The organism is Virgibacillus ainsalahensis (genome assembly GCF_055380755.1).
In genome coordinates this window covers 3,291,255-3,310,500 of sequence record NZ_AP043943.1, presented here as the reverse complement: position 1 = coordinate 3,310,500, position 19,246 = coordinate 3,291,255, and the positions used below count along the sequence as shown (strand labels likewise).

Sequence of the window (19,246 nt, the reverse complement as noted above, 5' to 3'; positions counted from 1 at the left end):
CATTTTAGTAATTTTTGATTACATGTGTATAGTTTCCCAACTATATATAAATATAAACGGAGCAAAAAAATTCCATATACACTGCACAAATCTTTTATGCTAGTAGCCTTACAATATTTTGGTTTTAACTTTACCTTACAGGGGTATCGTATGGTGGGCTAGAAATTAGAAATAGAAACATTGTGCAAAATATGTAAGGACAATTACAAGGAGTGATATCAATGGCAAAACAGGAGGACGAAAAACATAAGCACAGTGAACATGAACATCACAACCATGACCATCATAGCCATGCACATAATCACGAAGTAACCCATGACCATCATGATGGTAAAGAACATAGCCATGACAGGCATCAAAGTCATGCTCATGACCATGGCAGTCACGGAGGTCATGGGCACCATGATCACGGTGATATGGTCGGGGATTTTAAAAAACGATTCTTTATTTCTTTAATTATTACCATTCCAATTCTCGCTTTATCGCCTATGATCCAAGATTTTATGGGAGTCGATTGGCGTTTTACTGGTGATATGTATATTTTATTTGCATTATCAACAGTAGTGTTCTTCTATGGTGGATGGCCGTTTATAACAGGTGGAATCAGTGAGTTGAAAGATAAGAATCCCGGAATGATGACACTTATTGCACTTGCTATTACCATAGCGTACGGATACAGCACCATGGTTGTATTTGGCTGGGAAGGTGATCAGCTATTCTGGGAACTAGCAACATTGGTTGATATTATGTTATTGGGTCACTGGATTGAAATGCGTTCTGTGATGGGGGCATCTAATGCGCTTGAACAGCTGGTGAAACTTATGCCAAACGAAGCACATCGATTAGATGATTATGATCAAGTACAGGATGTGCCTTTATCCAAACTGAAAAATAATGACCGGGTACTTGTAAAACCGGGCGAAAAGATTCCTGTAGATGGAACGATCGCTGATGGGAATTCGGCTATTGATGAGTCTATGCTCACAGGGGAATCTGTTCCGGTTGAAAAAGATAAAGGTGATGAAGTTATCGGCGGATCGATTAATAAGGAAGGATCACTTACCGTACAGGTTGAAAAAACAGGGGAAGATTCCTATTTATCTCAGGTTATTACGATGGTAAAAGAAGCCCAGGAATCAAAATCCAGAACCCAGGATTTAACGAACAGGGCAGCTAAATGGTTATTTTACCTTGCATTAGCTGCTGGATTTGTAACCTTATTCATTTGGCTGCTTCTAGGGTACTCTTTTGATGTTGCCATTGAACGGATGGTTACAGTTATGGTGATTACCTGTCCGCATGCGCTGGGGTTAGCGGCACCTCTTGTTGTAGCAGTCTCTACATCTATTTCTGCCAAAAAAGGATTGTTAATCCGAAACCGTGCTAATTTTGAAGGGGCACGTAATTTGAATGCAGTTGTTTTTGATAAAACAGGTACACTGACAAAAGGTGAATTTGGTGTAACAGATATCGTACCTAGTGAGGGATATAGCGAAGGAGATCTTTTGAAATATGCATCCACTGTAGAACAAAACTCTGAACATCCGATAGCAACTGGAATTGTGAAGGAAGCGAAAGAGCAGGAGGTTGCGTTAGGGAAATTAGCTGATTTCGAATCGATAACTGGAAAAGGAATTCAAGGAAAAGTGGATGGAAGAAAAGTAAATGTTGTCAGTCCGGGTTATGTAAATAATAATAATTTTAGTTATGATCAGCAGTTGTTTAATGAAATGTCAGAAGAAGGAAAGACCGTCGTATTTGTTTTACTTGAGGCCGAATTGATCGGGATGATTGCGTTAGCAGATATCGTTCGTGAAACGGCAAAAGAAGCAATCGTATCATTAAAAGAAGATGGCATTCATGCGATTATGCTTACAGGTGACAATAAGAAAGTAGCAAACTGGGTAGCAAAACAATTGGATATCGATGAAGTCTATGCAGAAGTTTTACCGGATGACAAAGCGAATCAGGTCAAAAAAATAAAAGAAAAAGGCTGGAAGGTTGCTATGACAGGTGACGGTGTAAACGATGCACCGGCACTTGCGACAGCTGACTTAGGTATTGCTATCGGCGCAGGTACGGATGTAGCAATGGAAACAGCTGATGTGGTGCTTGTAAAAAGTAACCCGAATGATGTTGTGGCATTAATGGATTTATCGAAAAAAACATATCGGAAAATGATTCAGAATCTCTGGTGGGCGACGGGGTATAACATTTTTGCCATACCACTGGCAGCAGGTGTGCTGGCCCCGATTGGTATTGTATTAAGTCCAGCAGTAGGGGCGGTATTGATGAGTTTGAGTACCATCATTGTTGCGATAAATGCAAAATTATTAAAAGCTTAAGTGTAAATTTGTAATAAAGTCGTACCGCTGCTGAAAGGAAGCACGTGATTGGTTATTGAGGAAGTAAAGGAACCGTCCCCCTAAGCTTTAGAGCTTAAATTAATGACTAGATGTATTTCTTCCTCTGCCAAAACATCTACATCATTAGCAATGAATATCGATGAATCGCCATATGTTATATGTAGGCACTCCAAACTTTGGCAACAGTATCCCAAGGTTTAGAGTGCCTTCTAATTATATATTTAAACGTGAAGAATATTCCTTTAAAAATCAATGAGGTCTTCTTGTTTTAACTATTTGCTGCCATTCTTCCGAGCGGTCCATTTTCATCTATGATATCCTGCAGTTCATAAACAGAGATTGGGAACATCGGGAGACCAACATAGCCCGGGGTGATTTCATAGGTCTGAAAATACAGGACAAGTGCTTTGTCTGCGATATAAAAATCCTGGTTAGGAGATATGCCGGGGAAATCACCCAGTAGCTGGATGTCTCTTGCTTTGATCTGCTTCTGTACTATTCTGGAGAGAACATCGGTGTAGTTGCTTCCGGGTCTGAACAAATCTTGAAGTGTGTAATTTCCCCCTGTTTGTGTGTCGAAGGTCAGTGACTTCATAAGTGTAAGCCCATGCGCATAATGATATGCAATTGCGTAATTGGTTAGTGTCAGGCTAAGGATATTCCGCTCATTCGTTTTAATTTCAAATGTACCAATCATTTCTGTGAATGTGTTGGCTCCTTGCTGTTCGTATTGCTGATGTACTAGAAATTGCATGAGTTGAACAATCGTCTGATTAATCCTTTGCTGCACATGCTGATCCTGTAAGCCGACTACACTCGGGTAATAAATCGTTGTACCTTGTTGTTTTATAACCATCGTTTGTATCGTTACAGGTAATGTTGAAGTGACCATTTTATCCATCCTTTACATAAGAGTATATTATAGCTTATGCGGGAGTTGGGATAATGTCCTTGTATGCAAGCCGGCTGGGAATGATAAGATTTTTTCAAGGCTATAAAGTGGGGAGTGCGGAATTAAACAGGCGAATGCCTTCGTTGCACATATGCAGATAGTAAGTATTTCTGTTGACAAATATACTGTGTGGGGGTATAGTATAATTATAACAGAAAAGGAAGTGATTCATTTGGATAAGTTCTTACGTGATCACCCAAGTACCCCAAGAACAGAAGCTGAAAAGGAAAAAACGATTAACCGTTTAAAACGTATAGAAGGTCAAGTTCGTGGAATACAGAAAATGGTGGAAGATGATCGATATTGTGTAGATATTTTAGTACAAATTAGCGCCATTCAATCCGCGTTAAAAAATGTAGGTTTCGCTGTCACTGAACGACATATTAACCATTGTGTCAGTGACGCGATTAAACAAGGTGAAGGTGAAGAAACGATTGAGGAATTAATGAGTGTACTGAAGCAGTTTTCTAAATAAGGGGGGATTATTGTGAGTGATAAAAAACATGCAACGCTTGGTGTAACAGGAATGACCTGTGCTGCATGTTCCAGTCGTATTGAAAAAGTTTTAAATAAAATGGATGGTGTAGAAGCTCAGGTTAATTTAACAACAGAAAAGGCATCAGTAGACTATGATTCAGAAAAAACTTCCATCGAGGATATTTCGAATAAAATTGAAAAAGTTGGCTATGGGGTTTTAATGGAAAAAACAGAATTAGATGTTTTTGGAATGACCTGTGCTGCATGTTCGACCCGTATTGAAAAGGTATTGAATAAGCAAGATGGGGTTAAATCTGCAAATGTAAACTTAACAACAGAAACGGCATCTGTAGAGTATAACCCAGGACTCGTAGATGCGAAGGCAATCATTGATAAAATCAAAAATGTGGGTTATGACGCGAAACCGAAAGCGGAAGCAGAAGAAAAGCAAACACACAAAGAAAAAGAAATTAAAAATATGAAGACGAAATTAATTATTTCGGCCGTGTTAACTGCACCGCTAGTAATAACAATGTTGGTTCATTTATTTAATATGTCTATACCGGATATATTCATGAATCCGTGGTTCCAATTTGCACTCGCAACACCAGTACAATTTATCATCGGCTGGCAATTTTATGTAGGTGCATATAAGAACCTTCGTAATGGTGGAGCAAACATGGATGTGCTTGTTGCATTAGGTACGAGTGCAGCATATTTCTATAGTTTATACGAAGCATTTAGGACCATCGGAAATCCAGCGTACGAACCGCATTTGTATTTTGAAACTAGTGCTGTAATCATTACGCTGATTTTATTTGGTAAGTATTTGGAAACAAGAGCAAAAAGCCAGACAACGAATGCACTATCTTCTTTGCTTAATTTACAGGCAAAAGAGGCTCGTGTTATAAGAAATGGCGAGGAAATTATGACTCCAGTAGAGGAAGTTGTCGTTGGTGAAAGGTTAGTTGTAAAACCAGGGGAGAAAATACCTGTAGACGGTACAGTTGTAAAGGGAAGAACATCTGTAGATGAATCGATGATTACGGGGGAATCCATCCCGATTGAAAAAGATGTAGACTCTGGCGTCATCGGATCAACGATAAACAAAAATGGCTCGATTGAAATGCATGCAACGAAGGTTGGTAAAGATACGGCACTTGCATCGATTGTGAAAGTAGTCGAGGATGCACAAGGATCGAAAGCGCCAATCCAACGATTAGCCGATGTCATTTCTGGCTATTTCGTACCGATTGTTGTAGGTATTGCCATTCTAACATTTACTGTATGGATTGCGTTTGTCCAGCCTGGTCAAATTGAACCTGCTTTAGTCGCATCGATTGCTGTTCTTGTAATTGCATGTCCGTGTGCGCTAGGACTTGCAACACCAACATCCATTATGGTTGGCACAGGGAAAGGTGCAGAGAATGGCATTCTTTTTAAAGGTGGAGAACATCTTGAGCGTACCCATGCTTTAAATGCCATTGTGTTGGATAAAACGGGAACAATCACAAAAGGAAAACCTGAAGTAACAAACTTTACCGGTGATGAGGAAGCATTACAGTTACTCGCTAGTGCGGAAAAAGGTTCAGAGCATCCACTTGCAGAAGCCATTGTTGCTTATGCAACAGAAAAAAATATTGATTTAGGTGAAGTGAATGATTTCAATGCTATACCTGGACACGGTATCGAAGCTACGATTTCCAGCAATCAAATTCTTGTAGGGAATCGAAAACTAATGCAAGATCACCAAGTCGATATTGGTAGCGCGGAACAAGAATTAATCGATTACGAAGTTGATGGAAAAACAGCGATGTTAATTGCTATTGATGGAAAGTACCGCGGAATTGTTGCGGTTGCAGATACAATTAAAGAAACAGCCCCACAAGCAATAAAAGAATTAAAAGAAGAAGGCTTAGAAGTTATCATGTTAACAGGGGATAACGAGCGAACTGCACAAGCAATTGCAAAACAAGTTGGCATCGACCAAGTAATAGCCCAAGTGTTACCTGAAGAAAAAGCGGATAAAGTAAAAGAAATTCAGTTGCAAGGTAAAAAAGTTGCAATGGTTGGGGATGGGGTGAATGATGCTCCTGCATTAGCAATCGCTGATATTGGGATTGCCATTGGAACTGGTACAGAGGTGGCCATTGAAGCTGCTGACATTACAATTCTTGGTGGTGAGCTATTACTCATACCGAAGGCAATTAAAATCAGCCATTCGACGATTCGAAATATCCGTCAAAACCTCTTCTGGGCTTTTGGCTACAATACAGCGGGAATTCCAATTGCAGCAGTAGGATTACTTGCGCCATGGGTTGCTGGTGCAGCAATGGCATTAAGTTCTGTAAGTGTTGTTTCTAACTCCCTTCGTTTAAAGAGAGTTAAGATATAATTTTTTCTGCAACTTTAAAGGAGGTGAAAAGGTCATGGAGAAAACGTTAAATGTGCAAGGTATGTCATGTGGTCATTGCAAAATGTCAGTTGAAGGTGCATTAAATAAATTAGATGGCGTATCAGCAGCTGAAGTTAATTTAGAAGCGGGTAATGTAGATGTTACTTTTGACGAATCAAAAGTAAATGTTGAGACAATAAAGGAAGCTGTTGAGGATCAAGGCTATGATGTTAGTGCCTAAATATAAGCATGAAAAAGCTGGTTTTCTGTTTGGGAAATCAGCTTTTTCATGTAAAAAAATTAAAGCAAGCTGGAAATTAGAGAAGGATATGGAGTTCGTGTATAATTTTTAATAGATTAAGGGAAGGGGCATGATGCAAAAATGAACGAAGAAATGGTTTTTAAGCAAATCAGCTTAATCAGGCAAAATACATTGAATGAAATGGAAGATTTAACGGAAGAACAGGCAGATCAAATGCCAGAAGGATTCAACAACACGATCCGTTGGAACTTAGGCCATATTTACACGGTGCAAAATGTTTTGCTTTCGCAATTTGGTGGGAAAGATATTGAAATGCCTTCCCATTATCCTGAACTGTTTGCCCCGGGGACAAAGCCAGCTGATTGGCAAGGTGAGGTACCAACACTCAATGAGGTGAAACAACTTCTTGAAGAACAGCCGGCAAAATTGAAGGAAACTTTAGCCGGACAGCTAGATGAAAAAGCTGCCAAACCGTTCCAGTCACTATCTACCATCGGCGAGATTTTAGATTTCACGACGTATCATGAAGGAATGCATGTGGGAGCGATTAAAGGGCTGAAAAAAGCAAACCGTGTGGCAGAGTAAAAAAAGAATATTACAATAACTGGTTATTTAAAGTGAAAGAAATAATATGTCTTAGTACATCGTGTGGGTTTGCCTTGACAGAAGAAGGTAACATGCTGACGGAAGAACAATAGTAGGCAAAGTTACGACACGTCATTGAAATTGCCTGGGATGTTTGGAAATAATTTTAAGAAAAACGTATGACCTTATAATCTGCACGTTTTTTAATGATACTTAGGCAAGGAGATCAATAATAATGTCAAAAGAACATTGGGATAGTAGTTTTTCAGATGAAGATTTTGTTTATGGTGAAAGAGAAAATGTATTTATACACGACATGAGGGATCTCATTCCAGATCATTCAAAAGTGGGTTGTTTTGCAGAAGGGGAAGGCCGGAATGCGGTTTACCTAGCCAAACTTGGTCATGACATAACGACTTATGATCAATCGACAATTGGTCTTGAGAAAACGAAAAAATTGGCGAGCCAAAATCATGTTGACGTAGAAACCGTTATGATTGATTTGACGAACGAAAAAGTGAAAACCAATCAATTTGATGCTGCCATTATGGTATTTGGGCATGTTCCAAAAACAGATCAACCATTCTTGCTGGAAAACATGATTGATTCAGTGAAACCCGGTGGGTATGTCATTTTTGAAGTTTACTCTAAGGATCAACTTGAGTACCAAACAGGTGGCCCACCATCTCTTGACATGTTATATGATCCAGTAGAAATTCTGGATTGGATTAATAATTACAAATGTATCCATTTTTATTACGGTGAAGCGATTCGGGATGAAGGAAAAAGACATGTGGGGTTAGGTCATGTTATTCAGGCCGTGATAAAGAAATGATAAATAGTTGTTTACCTGGCATGAAAAAAACCCTCTTCTTAAAATCAATAAGAAGAGGGCTTGCGCAGTAAGTTTCTCTCTTCTTATCTTCAATACGCCTCTGGAATTAGCACAGTATAAATTGTCTGTTGCTGAGGTTTCAATGGGCACTTCCTCCACCTCTCTGAATAAAAAATACAATTATATTTTTGGAAGATTTAAATGAATATGCGAATTATAAGTTATCGATTGTTATTAATAGATAGTGCACCAATAAGAATACAGATAGCTATGGATTAAGGGGGCATAGATTTAAGTGTTTTGGTGGCTGTTATGAAAAGAATATGGTCTAGGGGCTTGTTATTAAATCTTAAATCGCCATACAGGACCCTATTTTGGACGAGAATAGCGAAAAACAGGCATCCGTATCAATAATTCGGATGCCTGTTTTTATCTCGAGGCTAAGTTTAGGTGAATTTAAAATCGGTTGAATATGATAAATAATTACTGTAGAGAATGCTTCCACGAAGTTAAAAATTAGCCCAATTTAGTATCTTTAAATCCTTAATCCGTCGCATCTTTTTTACAAACGTCACGTCTTTATTATAAATCTACACTAACAAATCATCTTTATTTAGCACCATGCAGATTTGTTTATCTACTAATTTTTCATCTTATATAGCTGATTAATATTCATTTAGTTTCTTTTCCTGTTTATCCTACATACGTTAATTGTTTGTTTTCGCGGTATACTTGGTTAATCGTTCCTCCACCGAGGCATTCTTCCCCTTGATAGAAGACAACTGCTTGTCCAGGTGCTATAGCTCGAATCTTTTCGTGGAAAATGACTTTAACTTTGGAATCATCCAACCGTTCTACCGTTACTCTATTGTCTGGTTGGCGATAACGGAATTTTGCAGTACATTCAAATGTATCAGGCATATCCCCATTGAAAATCAAACTTACATTATCAGCAATGATGCTGTCGGAGTATAGCATTTCATGGTGGAAGCCTTGTCCAACATATAGGACATTCCTTTCCACATCCTTTCCAATGACAAACCAAGGATCGCCATCTCCACCGATTCCCAACCCACGCCTTTGCCCGATGGTATAATACATTAATCCATCATGATGTCCGACAACTTTACCGTCGAATGTTTCCATATCCCCCTTTTGAGCAGGCAAATAACCGCTTAGAAACTCTTTGAAATTTCGTTCACCAATAAAGCAGATGCCTGTAGAATCTTTTTTGGATGCAGTCGTCAAATTAGCTTTGGCAGCTAATTCTCTTACTTTTGTTTTTTCCAGATTACCTAGCGGGAATAACACCTTATCTAACTGTTCCTCTGTTAATTGATTAAGAAAATAAGTCTGATCTTTATTTTCATCTTTCCCTCTTAACATGTGAACTTTTCCGTTTTCTCTAACCACACGTGCATAATGTCCTGTAGACACGTAATCGGCTCCAAGGCTCATGGCATGATCTAAAAATGCCCTGAACTTGATTTCCTTATTGCATATCACATCAGGATTTGGCGTTCTTCCCGCCTCATATTCGTCTAGGAAATAGGTGAATACCTTATCCCAATATTGATTTTCAAAATTCACCGCATAATAGGGAATATCCAATTGATTGCAGACGCGGATAACATCCTCGTAGTCTTCTGTAGCCGTACAAACACCAAATTCATCTGTATCGTCCCAGTTCTTCATGAATATTCCAATCACGTCATAGCCTTGCTCTTTTAAAAGCAACGCTGCAACAGAAGAATCGACTCCACTTGACATTCCTACAACGACACGTGTGTCTTTTGGTGCTTTATCCATTTGTTAACCTCCTGTCTTTTTAGCAGTTAAGAAAGTATAAAACTTTCTTACTGCATAAGTGCAACTAGGGCATTCGCCACAAAGGATTGGCGAATGCCAAGTTTTCTAATAAATACTACCTATCTTCAATCTTTTACTTTTAATTTACGAACTTTTTCGGGTGTTACATCATTTAAAAGCGGATCCACTACCTTCATTCCTGAGAAAGTATGGAGAACTTGTCCGCGTATGGCACGTAAATAATCTTCACGAAGTACTTGTTGCTCGACTTTTTCAGCATTGGTTAACCCTTCTTCACGTTGCTTTTTCGCTAATTCATTAATTCGTGGTAGAAATTCAATCATGTTTATCACCTGCCTAACTTTATTTAATCGATAATTTCCGTATGGAAGCAACGTTTCATATGGTTTACCATTGTTTCCCCAAGGTCAGTAAATGTTGCTGCACCTCGTTTATGAATAGCTGTTTTGAATCCTTCTGCGTCTGCTCCTGCAACCGTTAAAAAGTCACAAATATCCGTAGTTACTCCAACAGTGTGAACCTTTTCTACTCCTGATTTTCTTAGAGTTTCAGCCAAATCTGTTTGAAAAAATGCATTGTAGTTCGTTTTAGGCGAATAAATTAAATGCTCATTATCTTTATTATCTTGAAACCAATCATATAGGTCACCGTACAATTGCTGCCCTTCTGTACCTGCAATATTATGTGGTGGCCATAACTCAAAGTGTGGGTCATTTGGTTGATGTGCGTCCATTGATACGACAACAACATTTCCCTCATCTAAAAATTTGGTTGCCAAATCCTTAATATAAGGCACTATTTCTTGTGCTGGCTTACCAACAGTTAATGTTCCATTATCAGCTACAAAATCATTACTCATATCAACAATTAATAAAGCTTCTTTTGCCATTTTTAATCAACTCCCAAAAGTAATTATTTTGAAATGCAATCCTTTTATTCGTCCAGTTACATTTGATTATTCATCAGATCATGTCATGTACATCACTATCATTCGAAATGGAAAAAGGCGTCATAGGCAACGACCGTTTGATCATTGTTACTTGTGTTTAATCTTCCGATATAAGTTGTGTTCTAGAATGTATCGATAACAAGCTTCTGGAAGTAAATACCTTGGTTCACCACCTAATGCAAATTCTTGGCGAATGTAGCTTGAACTGATTTCCATCGCTAATCCTTTATCAATTAAGTGAAATCGTGAACCATCGTCATGATTTCTTAGTAATGGACTTTTTGAAATCACTTTCGTCATATCAATACCATCCCTGGCCATGACGATAAATTTGTTTGAATGGATTAATTTTTCACGCAAACGCCACCGTCTGTGGACGGGAACATCTTGATTGTCGATATCACGTAACACGTCCGCCCCCATAATGAAAAAGACATCATCATTTGGAAATTTGGATTTGAAATATTCCATTGTATAAAACGTGTATTGTTTTCCAATCCCTGCACGCAAGGAAATTTCATAATCGTCCGCCACAAATACCGGGTTGTCTTTAATGGCAAGTTGAATCATATTCCAACGATGCTCATCCTCCGTTTGCAATTGTTTGTCAGCACGATTGCTTGCACAAGGAAGAAAAATCACTTTATCTAATTTTGCTCGGTGAAGAACTGTGGATGCAGTCCATAAATGAACATTCGTGATGGGGTCAAATGATGAACCATAAATACCAATCTTCATGCCAATCAACCCCTTTTCTGTAAAACTTTGCAACTTATGTTCATCCCAATGTCACTTACATTCCATACCGACAAAGTAAAGGATGATTCATGATGCAGCATTTGGTGTAAATCCTTTGAAGTCATCAAACCAATTTTATCCCACCGGTAAATTATGTTTTCTCCTTATAAGGGCATAAATTCTCGGTTGTGTTTTTATTAAGGTAAATCAGGCTTGTTTTAGCTGCACTAAATTCTCTAACACTTCCGCAATATCACCGTCGATACCAATGGATTTATTAGCAATGACATCTGGAATATAAAGCTCTCCTTTATTCAGAGTAATGTAGGTAGCATTTTCTTCTAAGCTAGTTAAATTCATAAATGGAGCTTTAATCAATTGATTTCTTGCTCCTACGCCTAATTCCAGCAGGACTAAATTCTTATCATAAGCTTTCTCGATAAAATCCTGATAAGCCTGAAAGCTAGTTTGCCATTCTTCGCCCTTTAGAAAATTCCGATCGACTTCGACATGGACTTGCATTGGGCCGCCACATTCTGGACATTTAGGAATAAGGTTTGAAGGAACTTTTCCATTTTCTTGGTTTTGAGCCATTTTACTCAATATTTCATCGCCTTGGTAAATTCGATTATGGCAACCATTGGAACATTGCAAATACCGACTATTGCCCTCTATTTCAAAAAGGCGTTCCTTTTGAAATCCTTCCAATGTAAAATGGGAATCTGTATTAGAGGTAACCACAAAATAATTTTTATCTTTCACCAGTTCATAAAGGTTCTTCGTAACAGGATTAGCCTCCTTGTTGTTTAAAAAGTAGGCATACACTCGGCTGAAAAATGCCCACTTTTCTTCCTCGGTAGGATATGGATAAAAAGATCCCTGTAGGATGCTACGAAAACCATACTTTTTACGAAAATCGCCAAAATGTTCCAGAAAGGAAGAATCCTCTGCAAAAATATTATAACCTTCCGAAATGGCCAGGCCGTTACTTGCACCGATTAGAATGCTGTCAGCCTTCTTGATTTTGCTTAAAACTTCTTGATATTTCTCTTCCATATGATCCTCCATTTTTCTGAAATTTTTATGAATCTATTTTGCTTAATAAATTCGTGTCATGCGAAGCCGGATTGCTCCGCACTTATCCGATAACCGCATCTCTTTTTTCCTTCTCGTTCAAAGCATCTTGTAAGACAATGGCAATATCTTCTTTAATGGCAAGCCCTTTTTCACTTAACTCTAGAGGAACTATTGCGTCTTTAGGGTTAATGGTAATGTAGTAGGCATCTGACAAACTGTAAGTCATATTCCAAAATGGCTCTTTAATGAACATCGGTGTCATTCTTCCAACGCCTAATTCCAGAAAGAGAATCTTTTTATCTTTGTTTTTGATAAGAAACTCATTGTATTTTTTTAATTCACTTTGGTAAGTGGTTCCTTCTAGAAACTCAAAACCTCGAACCCATGGTTCCATATCTCCTCCACATTTTGGACATTTCGGAATCAATTCTGTAGGAATACTAGTTCCTTCAATGTTTGCATACATGCTTTCGATCTGCTCTTTATTATAATAAACCTGGTCGTGGCAGCGAGATTTGCATTGAAAATAACGCAAATCCCCTTGTATTGGGGAAACTTTCTCTTCAGCGAAAGTCTTGGAAAACTGTGCGTCTTGATTCGTTGTAACAATGAAATAATTTTTGTCTTGAAGTAGTTGCAATAAATCAAGGTAAGGGCGACCAGCTTCGGCATCATATAAAAATTTTATTTCAGTTGCAAGAAAAGCCCACCGTTCTTCTTTTGTAGAAAAACGGTAATAAAAGCCCTCAAAAAGGTTTTTAATACCATATTTATCTGCAAATTTCCCAAAATGTTTGAGAAAATTTTCATCAGTATGATAAAAACTTTGTCCGATAGCCTCAGACATCCCAGCAGCACCACCAACCACAATCGCCTCAGCTTCTTGGATTTTGTTTAGTAATGTACTTATGTTGTCTTGATATTGTTGTGATAACATATTTTATTTGTCCTCCTAATATTTTTCTTCATAGTTGAAAATTATTGATTTATATAGCATCCCTCAAAAACAATGGATGAATCTAAAGGGAGATATTTTTTCTTCACGTTCGACCCCACCCTTACTTGGACTCAAATGTATTATATATTGGTATAGACAAACAAACAAGTATGCACTTTTTTAACACATACTATCTATAAAGATAGTATGTTTTCTTTTCTATCAAAGCATCTTGCAATACACGGGCAACGTCTTCGTTAATCACAATTCCTTTTTCCTCTCTCTCCAATAAAAAAATAGCTTTACCATTTGTTATGATAAGGCTACCTTTGATTATTTTATTGGCAAATTGAAAGGTCATTTCCAGCACCCGACTTTTTTGCCATTCCATAAAAATCTGCATATTACAAATAAAGTTGGAAACAAAGTGTTATAGGGTTCCATTTTTAAGGTGCATTTTTTAAAATCCCTTTGAAATTTAATATTTCAACCGCCTTTTTCACCTCATGCTCCCAAACAAAAAACCGTATCAAGATAAGAAAAAGATAACAAAACGACAGCACATGATATAAAATTAAGACTCTGCTTAAAGAATAAAGTTTAATATTCTACCTAAATAAGATTTGAATAAAGCATGATATTCATATTCATAAACTTCTTCCCCTAAATACAGAATTTCATAAACAATATCTTTTTTTTCAATTTCAAAATTAGTATTTTTAAAACCATTCTTCTCATAAAATCTCTTTCTTTTAAATCGCTGCTCATAATTATCAGCAGAACTATCAACTTTTTCTATATTTAAAAGCAGACGTTTGTCTTTATAAATTTTCCTCAAATATTGTAATATCTTACTCCCATAACCTTTTGATTGTTGTGACGGATCAATAGCTAAATAAAAAACATAAACAATATCTTTGTAATATGTTAAATACAAGAGACCAACATATTCACTGTCATCATAAATTGCATAAAAATCACTATTTTTCTTTTTAGATTTATATATCAAAAGCCAAAAAGGCAGACGTTCATATTTTGGGAACTCATTAATATATAAATTCTTTACTTTCGGCATTACATTAGTTTTATTCAAACTAATTAAATTAATCATTCTCTTCTTCACCTTTCGTCGACATACCCCTCGCCGGGGCAGGGAGGCTCATCAGCCGCCCCGGAAAGCGAGTGTATTCTATTTGCGGTGGTTGAAATACTGATTCCATATTTCAGCTGCATTGCACTAGTCGAACATACAACTACTGATATAATTGGTTCAGCGTAAATCCTGTATAATACTTAAATCACTTTGCAGTTTCTAGGAAATCTTTCAGTTGTTTGCTGCGGCTTGGATGTCTTAATTTCCTCAATGCTTTAGCTTCAATTTGACGGATACGCTCTCTTGTAACATCAAACGCTTTACCAACATCTTCCAGTGTCCGTGTCCGGCCATCATCAAGTCCAAACCGTAAACGCAGTACATTTTCCTCACGATCGGTAAGCGTGTCAAGCACATCTCCCAGTTGTTCTTTCAACAACTCATAGGTAGTGTGGTCTGATGGAGAGACTGCTTCCTGATCCTCAATAAAATCACCAAGCTGTGAATTGTCTTCCTCACCAATTGGTGTCTCCAGCGATACAGGATCCTGCGCAATTTTCAGAATATCTCTTACTTTATCCGGTGACAAATCCATTTCCTTACCGATTTCTTTAGGTGTTGGTTCACGACCCAAATCCTGCAGCAACTGACGCTGCACCCGAATGAGCTTATTAATGGTTTCAACCATATGAACTGGAATCCGGATCGTTCTTGCCTGGTCCGCAATTGCACGGGTGATTGCCTGCCGAATCCACCATGTTGCATACGTACTAAACTTAAAACCCTTGCTATAATCAAATTTTTCTACTGCTTTAATCAGACCCATATTGCCTTCCTGAATCAAATCAAGGAATAACATACCTCGTCCGACATATCGTTTGGCAATGCTGACCACCAGGCGAAGGTTTGCTTTGGCAAGACGTCTTTTTGCCTCTTCTTCGCCATTCTCTATTCGATGTGCAAGATCAATTTCTTCAGCTGCTGATAATAAATCTACTCTGCCAATTTCCTTTAAATATATACGAACAGGGTCATTCGTTTTTATACCAAGTGGAACACTTAAATCATTTAAATCATATTCTTCCTCCTTGGCAATTTGTTGCATTTTCGGATCCTCTTCCGAATCACCGATAATTTCCACACCCTGCTCTGTAAGGTACTCATAAAATTCATCCATTTGATCCGACTCAAGTTCAAAATTGGATAAATCGTCAGCTACTTCTTCATAAGCTAACACTCCACGCTTCTTCCCCAACTCAAGAAGCTGATCTTTTGCTTGGTCAAGTGTCAGTTCATGTTCACTCTCTTTTGTCTGTAAAGGCTTATTTACGGCCATGAGTCCCCCTCCTTTCAACTGCTATTAAATTTCAATTTGTATTCTTTAATTGCTACTGCAATTCAATAATTTTCAGTGCAAATTTCTTAAGTTTAATTGGGTCATACCTTAACCTGCACTTATGCAGGTTAAGGAAGTTTATACTTCATTATCTGTCAAATTGAAACAGTCATCCCAATGTCACTTTTGACTAAGGATTCTTCTCAGGCGCCATACCGACTAAGACAAGGATGACTAATGAGGGGAGATTGGGGTATATTCTTTGACCAAAGCCATTAATTAAACGTTGTCTAAACAGTAACATATGTTTTTCCATTTAAAAGGGCACCAATTTTTGGCTGTGTTTTTTTGCTTCCTCTATATTTTTCATTTTATTGTCCCAACAAGCCTGACTTAAATTGACTGGATATTCCTCAGGATTTAAAGAACGTTTGTACTCTTCCCATAAAAGGTTTAGTTGTTGCCCGGCATAAGATTGAATTTCTTGAACACGCGGACATTCATACACAAGTGTGCCATGGTTGAAAATATCTTCGTGCAAATCTTTGGCTGTAAAGTTAGTGACGAATTTTCCAATGTACGTATGCACAGGGTGAAACATATGGAGTTTGGTTTCTATTTCTGGTTGTTCGTTAGCTAAGGCGATATAATCTCCTTCAGACTTTTTCGTATGGTTGTTGATAATGCGGAGTACCTTTTTTAATCCTGGTGTCGTGACTTTCTCAGGGCTTGCAGAAAGTTTAATCGTATCGGTCATCTGTCCGTTTTCATCTTCAATGGAGACCAGTTTGTACACAGCACCTAAAGCTGGTTGATCAAAGGCGGTTATAGCTTTTGTACCAATTCCCCACGCGTCGATTTTAGCTCCTTGTGCCTCTAAATTCATAATGGTATATTCATCGAGATCATTCGAAGCATAAATTTTCGTGTCAACAAATCCTGCCTGATCTAATAATTTTCTTGCTTCTTTGGAGAGGTAAGCCAAATCTCCACTGTCTAATCGAATACCTTCAAAATTTATGTTGCTATCCAGCTCTTTTGCAACTTTAATTGCCGTAGGAACACCAGATTTTAGAGTGTCATACGTATCTACTAGGAAGACACAATTTTTGTGACTATTTGCGTACTTATGGAAAGCAATATATTCATCTTGATACGCTTGAACATAGGAATGAGCATGTGTCCCGGAAACTGGAATACCAAATCGTTTTCCAGCTCGAACATTGCTTGTGCTAGAGAACCCACCAATGAAAGCCGCTCTTGTCCCCCATAATGCAGCGTCGAATTCATGTGCACGTCTCGTACCAAACTCTGAAACGGGTTGATCTCCCACGACTTGTTTAACCCGAGAAGCTTTGGTGGCGATAAGTGTTTGATAATTTACGATATTCAACAAGGCTGTTTCGATTAGTTGCGCTTCGACTAACGGTGCTTCGATACGAAGAATTGGTTCGTTGCCAAATACAACCTCTCCTTCTTTCATAGCTCGAACAGTTCCTGTAAAACGTACGGCTCGCAAAAAATCAACATAGTCTTCCGGGTAGCCTAGCACCTCCAAATAATCCAAATCACTTTCAGAAAAATGAAATGTCTGGAGATAATCGATGATTCGTTCTAACCCAGCAAATATCGCATACCCGTTTCCGAATGGCAATTTTCGAAAATACAAATCGAATACAGCTTTTTTGTTATGGATATTGTCCTTCCAATAAGCTTCTGCCATATTAATTTGGTACAGGTCCGTATGAAGGGCGAAACTGTCATCCATATAGTTGTTCATAACAATTTCCTCCTAAACTAACTTAATATGCTTGGACTTCCTGACAATAAATAAACTTTATGTCTATCTATTCATGAATTAGTTTCATTACTTTTACGTAAGAGATCTTTTGCAAATTCAACAAGTCTGTGTGCTTCTTTTGTCCGCAGCATACTAACATCTAAAGCATCTGGGCCCAAACGGAAGCGATCCAGTCCATCAGCATCCTTGAAAATCTGATACAATAGCACGCCCCGTTCATTTAATTTAGGCGACTTTGCAATCTCTGACAAACCAAGTACATCATCCTGATCATGGTAATAGATGATATAGTAGGTTTGCTCATCGAAATGCAAATCATGCTCACGGCAATATTCTTTATAATACGCTGCAGCACGACTACCATGTCCCTTATCAATCCCATCATCTAGGCGGCGGGAATCATGGAAAATAGCCGCCATTCCTAAATTATCCATTTCCACATCACTCAGACCTTTTTGATGGCCAATATTGAGTGCCAGCAATAGTACACGAGCGCAATGATTTTTCGTATGCGATTCACTTTCCGGTAGCCAAAACTCCACGTTTTTCTCCATATATTTATACCATCGTTCATAAGACTTTTTGATTGGCTTGCAGACAGGATCATCCAGAATATTCGCTAGAAACATCTTTTATTCCCTCCTCCGGTTCTAATAAGTTAAGCTCCCTTATTTCATCAGTACTAATTGTTCTAATACTTCCGCAATATTGCCACCGACACCAATCGATTTGTCAGCAATTGCATCTGGAATATAAAGTTCTCTCCCCTTGTTTAGGGTAATATAGGTAGCATTTTCCTCAAGTTGAGTTAACTCCATCAATGGAGCTTTAATCAATTGATTTCTTGCACCCACACCCAATTCCAGCAAAACCATCTTTTTACCATGCGCATTCTTAATAAAATCCTGATAAACTTGATAACTAGCTTGCCACGCTTCACCTTTCAGAAAGTTACGATCAACTTCGAGATGAACTTGCATTGGGCCGCCACACTCCGGACACCTGGGAATAAGATCTTGAGGGATTTTTCCATTTTCTTGTTTTTGAGCCATTTCGCTCAGGATGTCGTCGCCTGGGTAAATTTTATTATTGCAACCATGAGTACATTGCAGATTCCGGCAATTTCCTTCTATTTCAAAAAGACGTTCCTGTGGAAATCCTGTTTGTCTAAAATGATCATCGATATTAGAGGTAACCACAAAATAATTCTTATCTTTTACCAGTTCATAGAGATTCTTCATAACTGGACTGGCTTCCTGGTCATATAAAAAATAATCGTACATTCGGCTGAAGAATGCCCACTTTTCTTCCTCAGAAGGAAATGGATAAAAGCATCCTTGTATGATACTGCGAAAACCATACTTTTCACGGAAATCGCCAAAGTTCTCTAGGAAGGCTGTATTTTCTGCAAAGATATGATACCCTTCCGAAATGGAAAGGCCATTACTTGCACCGATAATAATTCCATCGGCCTCTTTAATTTTTGTTATAATTTCATTATATTTCTCATTCATATGACTTTCACATCCTTATAAAATTCTACCGAACGACTCGAAGCAAGAACATGCAATACATGTGCAATATCCCCATCTATCGTTTTTGCTTTAATTTTT

19 protein-coding genes, 1 pseudogene and 1 riboswitch are annotated in these 19,246 nt (G+C 38.0%); of the genes and pseudogenes, 7 read left to right on the top strand and 13 right to left on the bottom strand.

What is annotated here, in order from left to right; all coding sequences use genetic code 11:
• The first annotated feature begins 221 nt into the window (after positions 1-221).
• The gene (locus ACZ427_RS16300) at positions 222-2,345 is read left to right on the top strand and encodes a heavy metal translocating P-type ATPase (protein ID WP_461176681.1); all 2,124 of its coding nucleotides are present in this window, start codon (positions 222-224) and stop codon (positions 2,343-2,345) included.
• A 289-nt stretch (positions 2,346-2,634) separates the two neighbouring features.
• Here the strand turns inward: ACZ427_RS16300 and ACZ427_RS16295 are convergent, their stop codons facing one another.
• Complete coding sequence (locus ACZ427_RS16295; protein ID WP_461176682.1) at positions 2,635-3,258, bottom strand: DUF3298 and DUF4163 domain-containing protein; 624 nt, start codon at positions 3,256-3,258, stop codon at positions 2,635-2,637.
• 232 nt (positions 3,259-3,490) lie between these two features.
• Between ACZ427_RS16295 and ACZ427_RS16290 the strand changes: the two genes are divergently transcribed.
• The 6 genes and pseudogenes from ACZ427_RS16290 to ACZ427_RS16265 all read left to right on the top strand — a co-directional run bounded on the left by ACZ427_RS16290 (position 3,491) and on the right by ACZ427_RS16265 (position 7,872).
• Positions 3,491-3,793, top strand: a complete 303-nt coding sequence (locus ACZ427_RS16290; protein ID WP_461176683.1) for a metal-sensing transcriptional repressor — start codon at positions 3,491-3,493, stop codon at positions 3,791-3,793.
• A gap of 51 nt (positions 3,794-3,844) precedes the next feature.
• Entirely contained in the window at positions 3,845-6,190 is a 2,346-nt protein-coding gene (locus ACZ427_RS16285; RefSeq protein ID WP_464883586.1) for a heavy metal translocating P-type ATPase, read from the top strand.
• 34 nt (positions 6,191-6,224) lie between these two features.
• Entirely contained in the window at positions 6,225-6,431 is a 207-nt protein-coding gene (copZ, locus tag ACZ427_RS16280) for a copper chaperone CopZ (protein ID WP_461176685.1), read from the top strand.
• A gap of 141 nt (positions 6,432-6,572) precedes the next feature.
• Positions 6,573-7,037 carry a DinB family protein gene (locus tag ACZ427_RS16275; protein ID WP_461176686.1) on the top strand — a complete coding sequence of 155 codons (465 nt, stop codon included), beginning with the start codon at positions 6,573-6,575 and terminating at the stop codon, positions 7,035-7,037.
• Between the two features lie 44 nt (positions 7,038-7,081).
• A pseudogene (locus tag ACZ427_RS16270) lies at positions 7,082-7,201 on the top strand (5-methyltetrahydropteroyltriglutamate--homocysteine S-methyltransferase); the annotation flags it as partial.
• Between the two features lie 71 nt (positions 7,202-7,272).
• On the top strand, positions 7,273-7,872 hold the full coding sequence (locus ACZ427_RS16265; protein ID WP_461176687.1) for a class I SAM-dependent methyltransferase: 600 nt from the start codon (positions 7,273-7,275) through the stop codon (positions 7,870-7,872).
• Between the two features lie 80 nt (positions 7,873-7,952).
• Positions 7,953-8,046: riboswitch (SAM riboswitch) on the bottom strand.
• A 519-nt stretch (positions 8,047-8,565) separates the two neighbouring features.
• Here ACZ427_RS16265 and mnmA read toward each other — a convergent pair.
• The 12 genes from mnmA to ACZ427_RS16205 all read right to left on the bottom strand — a co-directional run bounded on the left by mnmA (position 8,566) and on the right by ACZ427_RS16205 (position 19,147).
• Entirely contained in the window at positions 8,566-9,681 is a 1,116-nt protein-coding gene (mnmA, locus tag ACZ427_RS16260) for a tRNA 2-thiouridine(34) synthase MnmA (protein ID WP_461176688.1), read from the bottom strand.
• 125 nt (positions 9,682-9,806) lie between these two features.
• Entirely contained in the window at positions 9,807-10,025 is a 219-nt protein-coding gene (locus ACZ427_RS16255; RefSeq protein ID WP_461176689.1) for a DUF896 domain-containing protein, read from the bottom strand.
• Positions 10,026-10,048: 23 nt separating this feature from the next.
• Positions 10,049-10,591, bottom strand: a complete 543-nt coding sequence (locus ACZ427_RS16250; protein ID WP_461176690.1) for a cysteine hydrolase family protein — start codon at positions 10,589-10,591, stop codon at positions 10,049-10,051.
• Between the two features lie 147 nt (positions 10,592-10,738).
• Positions 10,739-11,389 carry a nicotinate (nicotinamide) nucleotide adenylyltransferase gene (nadD, locus tag ACZ427_RS16245; RefSeq protein WP_461176691.1) on the bottom strand — a complete coding sequence of 217 codons (651 nt, stop codon included), beginning with the start codon at positions 11,387-11,389 and terminating at the stop codon, positions 10,739-10,741.
• 207 nt (positions 11,390-11,596) lie between these two features.
• Positions 11,597-12,445: an SIR2 family NAD-dependent protein deacylase gene (locus ACZ427_RS16240; RefSeq protein WP_461176692.1), complete on the bottom strand. Its 849-nt coding sequence runs from the start codon at positions 12,443-12,445 to the stop codon at positions 11,597-11,599.
• Positions 12,446-12,527: 82 nt separating this feature from the next.
• Positions 12,528-13,403 (bottom strand): SIR2 family NAD-dependent protein deacylase, encoded by an 876-nt coding sequence (locus ACZ427_RS16235; protein ID WP_461176693.1) that lies wholly within the window; start codon positions 13,401-13,403, stop codon positions 12,528-12,530.
• A 190-nt stretch (positions 13,404-13,593) separates the two neighbouring features.
• Positions 13,594-13,794, bottom strand: coding sequence for a hypothetical protein (locus ACZ427_RS16230; RefSeq protein ID WP_464883466.1), 201 nt, complete (start codon positions 13,792-13,794; stop codon positions 13,594-13,596).
• A 195-nt stretch (positions 13,795-13,989) separates the two neighbouring features.
• The gene (locus tag ACZ427_RS16225; protein ID WP_464883465.1) at positions 13,990-14,514 is read right to left on the bottom strand and encodes a GNAT family N-acetyltransferase; all 525 of its coding nucleotides are present in this window, start codon (positions 14,512-14,514) and stop codon (positions 13,990-13,992) included.
• A gap of 187 nt (positions 14,515-14,701) precedes the next feature.
• The gene (gene rpoD / locus ACZ427_RS16220) at positions 14,702-15,832 is read right to left on the bottom strand and encodes an RNA polymerase sigma factor RpoD (protein WP_461176696.1); all 1,131 of its coding nucleotides are present in this window, start codon (positions 15,830-15,832) and stop codon (positions 14,702-14,704) included.
• 316 nt (positions 15,833-16,148) lie between these two features.
• Complete coding sequence (locus ACZ427_RS16215) at positions 16,149-17,612, bottom strand: nicotinate phosphoribosyltransferase (protein ID WP_461176697.1); 1,464 nt, start codon at positions 17,610-17,612, stop codon at positions 16,149-16,151.
• Positions 17,613-17,683: 71 nt separating this feature from the next.
• Complete coding sequence (locus tag ACZ427_RS16210) at positions 17,684-18,262, bottom strand: HD domain-containing protein (RefSeq protein WP_461176698.1); 579 nt, start codon at positions 18,260-18,262, stop codon at positions 17,684-17,686.
• Positions 18,263-18,301: 39 nt separating this feature from the next.
• Positions 18,302-19,147 (bottom strand): Sir2 family NAD-dependent protein deacetylase, encoded by an 846-nt coding sequence (locus ACZ427_RS16205; protein ID WP_461176699.1) that lies wholly within the window; start codon positions 19,145-19,147, stop codon positions 18,302-18,304.
• Positions 19,148-19,246: the final 99 nt, after the last annotated feature.

What these genes read in the sequence shown, in the direction of transcription:
- ACZ427_RS16300 (WP_461176681.1), top strand. Translation starts at nt 222, where the DNA reads ATGGCAAAACAGGAGGACGAAAAACATAAGCACAGTGAACATGAACAT.
- ACZ427_RS16295 (WP_461176682.1), bottom strand. Translation starts at nt 3,258, where the DNA reads ATGGTCACTTCAACATTACCTGTAACGATACAAACGATGGTTATAAAA.
- ACZ427_RS16285 (WP_464883586.1), top strand. Translation starts at nt 3,845, where the DNA reads ATGACCTGTGCTGCATGTTCCAGTCGTATTGAAAAAGTTTTAAATAAA.
- copZ (WP_461176685.1), top strand. Translation starts at nt 6,225, where the DNA reads ATGGAGAAAACGTTAAATGTGCAAGGTATGTCATGTGGTCATTGCAAA.
- ACZ427_RS16275 (WP_461176686.1), top strand. Translation starts at nt 6,573, where the DNA reads ATGAACGAAGAAATGGTTTTTAAGCAAATCAGCTTAATCAGGCAAAAT.
- ACZ427_RS16265 (WP_461176687.1), top strand. Translation starts at nt 7,273, where the DNA reads ATGTCAAAAGAACATTGGGATAGTAGTTTTTCAGATGAAGATTTTGTT.
- mnmA (WP_461176688.1), bottom strand. Translation starts at nt 9,681, where the DNA reads ATGGATAAAGCACCAAAAGACACACGTGTCGTTGTAGGAATGTCAAGT.
- ACZ427_RS16255 (WP_461176689.1), bottom strand. Translation starts at nt 10,025, where the DNA reads ATGATTGAATTTCTACCACGAATTAATGAATTAGCGAAAAAGCAACGT.
- ACZ427_RS16250 (WP_461176690.1), bottom strand. Translation starts at nt 10,591, where the DNA reads ATGGCAAAAGAAGCTTTATTAATTGTTGATATGAGTAATGATTTTGTA.
- nadD (WP_461176691.1), bottom strand. Translation starts at nt 11,389, where the DNA reads ATGAAGATTGGTATTTATGGTTCATCATTTGACCCCATCACGAATGTT.
- ACZ427_RS16240 (WP_461176692.1), bottom strand. Translation starts at nt 12,445, where the DNA reads ATGGAAGAGAAATATCAAGAAGTTTTAAGCAAAATCAAGAAGGCTGAC.
- ACZ427_RS16235 (WP_461176693.1), bottom strand. Translation starts at nt 13,403, where the DNA reads ATGTTATCACAACAATATCAAGACAACATAAGTACATTACTAAACAAA.
- ACZ427_RS16230 (WP_464883466.1), bottom strand. Translation starts at nt 13,794, where the DNA reads ATGGAATGGCAAAAAAGTCGGGTGCTGGAAATGACCTTTCAATTTGCC.
- ACZ427_RS16225 (WP_464883465.1), bottom strand. Translation starts at nt 14,514, where the DNA reads ATGATTAATTTAATTAGTTTGAATAAAACTAATGTAATGCCGAAAGTA.
- rpoD (WP_461176696.1), bottom strand. Translation starts at nt 15,832, where the DNA reads ATGGCCGTAAATAAGCCTTTACAGACAAAAGAGAGTGAACATGAACTG.
- ACZ427_RS16215 (WP_461176697.1), bottom strand. Translation starts at nt 17,612, where the DNA reads ATGAACAACTATATGGATGACAGTTTCGCCCTTCATACGGACCTGTAC.
- ACZ427_RS16210 (WP_461176698.1), bottom strand. Translation starts at nt 18,262, where the DNA reads ATGTTTCTAGCGAATATTCTGGATGATCCTGTCTGCAAGCCAATCAAA.
- ACZ427_RS16205 (WP_461176699.1), bottom strand. Translation starts at nt 19,147, where the DNA reads ATGAATGAGAAATATAATGAAATTATAACAAAAATTAAAGAGGCCGAT.